This window comes from Mesorhizobium sp. M7A.F.Ca.CA.002.04.1.1 (assembly GCF_004022805.1).
Taxonomy (GTDB): domain Bacteria; phylum Pseudomonadota; class Alphaproteobacteria; order Rhizobiales; family Rhizobiaceae; genus Mesorhizobium; species Mesorhizobium ciceri.
This window is the reverse complement of the sequence record NZ_RZPL01000537.1, coordinates 1-4,095: the sequence shown is the minus strand read 5'-3', so window position 1 is coordinate 4,095 and position 4,095 is coordinate 1. Positions and strand designations below refer to the sequence as shown.

Sequence of the window (4,095 nt, the reverse complement as noted above, 5' to 3'; positions counted from 1 at the left end):
GGAAGACGCTGTTCTTGGTGGCGCGCACGATTTCGAGGTGAAATTCGCGGTCTTCCCTGGCAAGCCCTTCGCCGGCGGCGATGCGCTCTTCCGAAGCCTTCAGGATTTCGCGCAGCCGCTCGAAATTCTCCTCGGTGGCACGCGAACAGGCAAGTTCGGCCGCCTTGATCTCGTGGATCTTGCGCAGTTCGACCGTCTCGTAGATCTGGATCGGGTCGAGCGGGAGGCCCGCGCGGGCAAAGAGCGCCATGGCCTCCACACTGGCCTGCTTGGTGTCGATGTAGATGCCGGATTTGGCCCGGCGCTCAACGATGCGCATGGCCTCCAGGATGGCCAGCGCCTCGCGGATCTGACCGCGGCTGACGGCGAAATGCTCCGCCAGTTCGCGCTCCGATGGCGTTCGGCCGCTCTCCTTGTCCGAATGGGAGAACAGGTAGGCAGCGAGTTCCGCGAGAAGGTTCTTTTCTTTCATCGTCAACCGCGTTGCGCGTGCGCCTCCAGGAACCGCTCCGAAATGGTGAATCCCAGACCCGGTTTTTCCGGGATCGCTATCATACCGTCCCTGGCTTCGACAGTCTCTTCGACCAGATCATGGATCATCGGGTTGGCGCCGAGCGAATATTCGACGGTGAAACTCGACGGCGAGGCGGCGCAGACATGCAAGCCTGCGAAAAAACAGGGCGCGCCGGCCCACAAATGCGGTGCAAAGCGCAGATTGAAGGCGCTGGCGATGGTGCCGATCTTCATCGCCTCGCTGATGCCGCCGCAGAAGGCGGGATCGGGCTGGAAGATGTCGGCGGCTTTGAGCACGGCAAGGTCGCGGAAGGCGTAGCGGGTCGCCTCGCTTTCGCCGGTGGCAATCGGAACGGCGCCACTTGCCCGCACTTCGGCCATGCCCGGCTTATCGTCGGCGATGATAGGTTCCTCGAACCACGCCAGGTCAAGGTCGTTGACGAGATGGATGAAGCGCTTGGCTTCAGCCACCGTGTAGGTGCCGTGCGCGTCGACCATCAGTTCGACATCGGGGCCGAGCGCCTGCCGTGCGGCGCGCACGCGGGTGGCGGAAATGTGCGCCGCGCCGTCCATGGCGCCAACCCGCATCTTCAGTGCCTTGAAACCGCCCTTGGCGATATAGGATTTCAACTGCTCGCCGATGGCGTCGGCGGCCGCCCAGCCGCCGGACGCGTAAGCCGGCATGCGATCGAGCTTGCGGCCGCCGAGCAGCCGCCAGACAGGAACGCCAAGCGATTTGCCAAGAATGTCCCACAGCGCGATGTCGACGGCGCTGATCGCCGCGATGCTCATGCCGCGCCGCGCCAGCTGCGGCATGGCGTGGCCGCCGCGTGCGGCGCTGTCGTGGCGCACGCCATTGTAGAGCATCTCCCAGATGATGCCGATGTCGGCCGGATCGCGGCCGACCAGCTGCGGCCCGACTTCATGGTTCAGCATGTGGACGAGTGCACCGTAGCTGCCGGCACTGCCGGCGGCGTTCTTGCCTTCGCCCCAGCCGACCAGCCCGTCATCGGTCTCGATGCGCAGGATGGCGGCGTCGAAGGTCGTCACCTGACCGAAGTCGCTGCGGTGCTGCCGAGCGGCTTCGATCGGAACGCGGATCCACCAGGCTTGGACGGACTTGATACGCATATTCTTCCCCAGCCCTGCGCCGGTCAGGGCGGAAGGGCGAATTTCCCTGAGGCAGTCGACTACTTGATCAGCGGCAGCAACGTTTCGGCGTTGATGCGCATCTGGTCGGTGTAGAATTTCTCGGTGAGCACGCTGGAGCCGTGGTCCTGGATGAACTTCAGCTGTTCGGGCGAGATATCGACCGGATTGCGCTCGACCATGTCGGGATAGGGGGCCGCCGGCGTCCGGTCGACGGGCGCGACGAACTCGTTGGTCAGCGCGCCGTCGTAGCCGATCTCGCGCAAGGTGGCGACGATCTTCGGCCAGTCGATCTGGCCGAGACCGGCGGCGAAGCGGTTGTTGTCGGCGACATGGAAGTCGAACAGGCGCTTTCCGGCCTGCCGGATCGCGTCATAGACGTTAAATTCTTCCATATGGAGGTGGTAGGCGTCGAGGCAGACACCGCATTCGGGGCTGACCGCGTCGGCCAAAGCCAGCGCCTGGGCGCCGCGATTGAACAGATAGGTCTCGAAGCGGTTGAGCGGTTCAACAGCGATCTTGACGCCGACCTTCTTGGCGTGGGTGAAGCATTCGCGGGTGGCGTCGACGACCCACTTCCATTCCTCTTCCTCGGTGCCGTCAGGCACGACCTTGCCGACGGTCGCCGGAACCAGCGTGATGATCTCGCCATCGAGTTCGCTGACCATGGTCAGCACGTCCTTGACATACTGAACGGAACGCTCGCGCTGGCCCTGGTTCCTGGCGGCAAGGTTGCGCTCGCCCAGCATCAGGGTCACCGCGCCCCAGCAACGAATGCCATGCTCCTTCAGCAGCGCCCGGGTCTCCCTGGTTTTGTACTGCTCGGGTTCGCCGGAAATCTCGATCGACTCATAGCCGAATTTCTTGATGCGCTTGAGCGTCGTTTCCAAGGGTTCCGCGCGCATCCAGTTGTGCGTCGAAAGATGCATGGTCTGTCCTTCCCAACTCGTCTCTATGGTTCGCCTGCGACATGCATCGCCAAAAGGCGACACAAAGGTTCCTCCCCAAGGCGTTCCCAGCCTTTTCTCGCAAACTGGTTCGACCAATTGGGCCTGAAGCGAGGTCTACAGCAAATTATCCGGATCGGCAAGAAGCGCCGGGATGCAACTTTCGCTGTGGAGTATTTCCTTGATTATATTGAGATATATATGCCTGCGCCGGGTGGTTTTGGGGTCATGATGGCGCATTGCAAGGCTTGACCAAAATTCCACATTTGGTAATACCAGAATGGTGGTGCGTGCAAGCGCCCGTTGAGAAAAGACCAAAGTGGCTGGCCCTGTTTCCAATCGGCGCTATGCTCGGTCGCGAGAGAAATGAGGGAGGATGCCGATGCCGACGACAATGAAGGGCCCGGGGCTGTTTCTGGCGCAGTTCGCGGGCGACGCCGCGCCGTTCAACTCACTGGCGTCGATCACCAAATGGGCGGCCGGTCTCGGCTACAAGGGCGTGCAGATCCCGACCTGGGACGCGCGGCTGTTCGATCTCAAGAAGGCGGCCTCTTCCAAGGCCTATTGCGACGAGGTGAAAGGCATTTGCGCCGACGCCGGCGTCGAGATCACGGAATTGTCGACGCATCTGCAGGGGCAATTGGTGGCGGTGCATCCTGCCTATGACGCGCAGATGGATGGCTTTGCGCCGCCATCGGTGCACAACAATCCCGCAGCCCGGCAGAAGTGGGCTGTCGAGCAGATGAAGTTCGGCGCTAAAGCATCGCGTAATCTAGGCCTGAATGCTTCAGTGTCGTTTACCGGCTCGCTGGCTTTCCCTTACCTCTATCCGTTCCCGCAGCGGCCGGCTGGACTCATTGAGGAAGCGTTTGGCGAGCTCGGCAAACGCTGGAAGCCGATTCTCGACGTGTACGAGGACAACGGCGTCGATGTCGGCTATGAAATTCACCCGTCTGAAGACGTTTTCGACGGCGCCACTTTCGAGATGTTCCTCGACGCGGTCGGCGGCCACAGGCGCTGCAACATCAATTACGATCCGTCGCATTTCCTGCTGCAGCAGCTCGACTATCTCGAATTCATCGACATCTATCACGAGCGCATCAAGGCGTTCCACGTCAAGGACGCCGAGTTCAACCCGACCGGCCGGCAAGGCGTCTATTCCGGCTATCAGAGCTGGACCAACCGCGCCGGGCGCTTCCGTTCGCTGGGCGATGGACAGGTGGATTTCGGCGGCATCTTCTCCAAGCTGACGCAGTACAATTATGATTCCTGGGCGGTGCTGGAGTGGGAGTGCTGCCTGAAGCATCCGGAGGATGGTGCGGCCGAAGGCGCGCCTTTCATCGAGCACCACATCATCCGGGTGACGGAAAAGGCATTCGACGACTTCGCCGCTGGCACCACCGACAAGAAGTTGCTGCGCGCCATGATGGGAATCTAGCTCGATTTTCCCTCCCCTTCGCGGGGAGGGTGGCCCAAAGGCCGGGTG

Annotated in this window: 4 protein-coding genes; 1 reads left to right on the top strand and 3 read right to left on the bottom strand. The window is 61.9% G+C overall.

From position 1 onward, the window contains the following. The 3 genes from ENZ75_RS23640 to ENZ75_RS23630 all read right to left on the bottom strand — a co-directional run. Positions 1-472: FCD domain-containing protein (locus ENZ75_RS23640; RefSeq protein ID WP_164887955.1), on the bottom strand; the 472-nt coding region annotated here is incomplete at its 3' end. Positions 473-474: 2 nt separating this feature from the next. After that, positions 475-1,644, bottom strand: a complete 1,170-nt coding sequence (locus ENZ75_RS23635; RefSeq protein WP_013529507.1) for a mandelate racemase/muconate lactonizing enzyme family protein — start codon at positions 1,642-1,644, stop codon at positions 475-477. 59 nt (positions 1,645-1,703) lie between these two features. Continuing rightward, positions 1,704-2,591 carry a sugar phosphate isomerase/epimerase gene (locus tag ENZ75_RS23630; RefSeq protein WP_013529508.1) on the bottom strand — a complete coding sequence of 296 codons (888 nt, stop codon included), beginning with the start codon at positions 2,589-2,591 and terminating at the stop codon, positions 1,704-1,706. Positions 2,592-2,991: 400 nt separating this feature from the next. Between ENZ75_RS23630 and ENZ75_RS23625 the strand changes: the two genes are divergently transcribed. Further along, positions 2,992-4,047, top strand: a complete 1,056-nt coding sequence (locus ENZ75_RS23625) for a sugar phosphate isomerase/epimerase (protein ID WP_063169045.1) — start codon at positions 2,992-2,994, stop codon at positions 4,045-4,047. Positions 4,048-4,095: the final 48 nt, after the last annotated feature.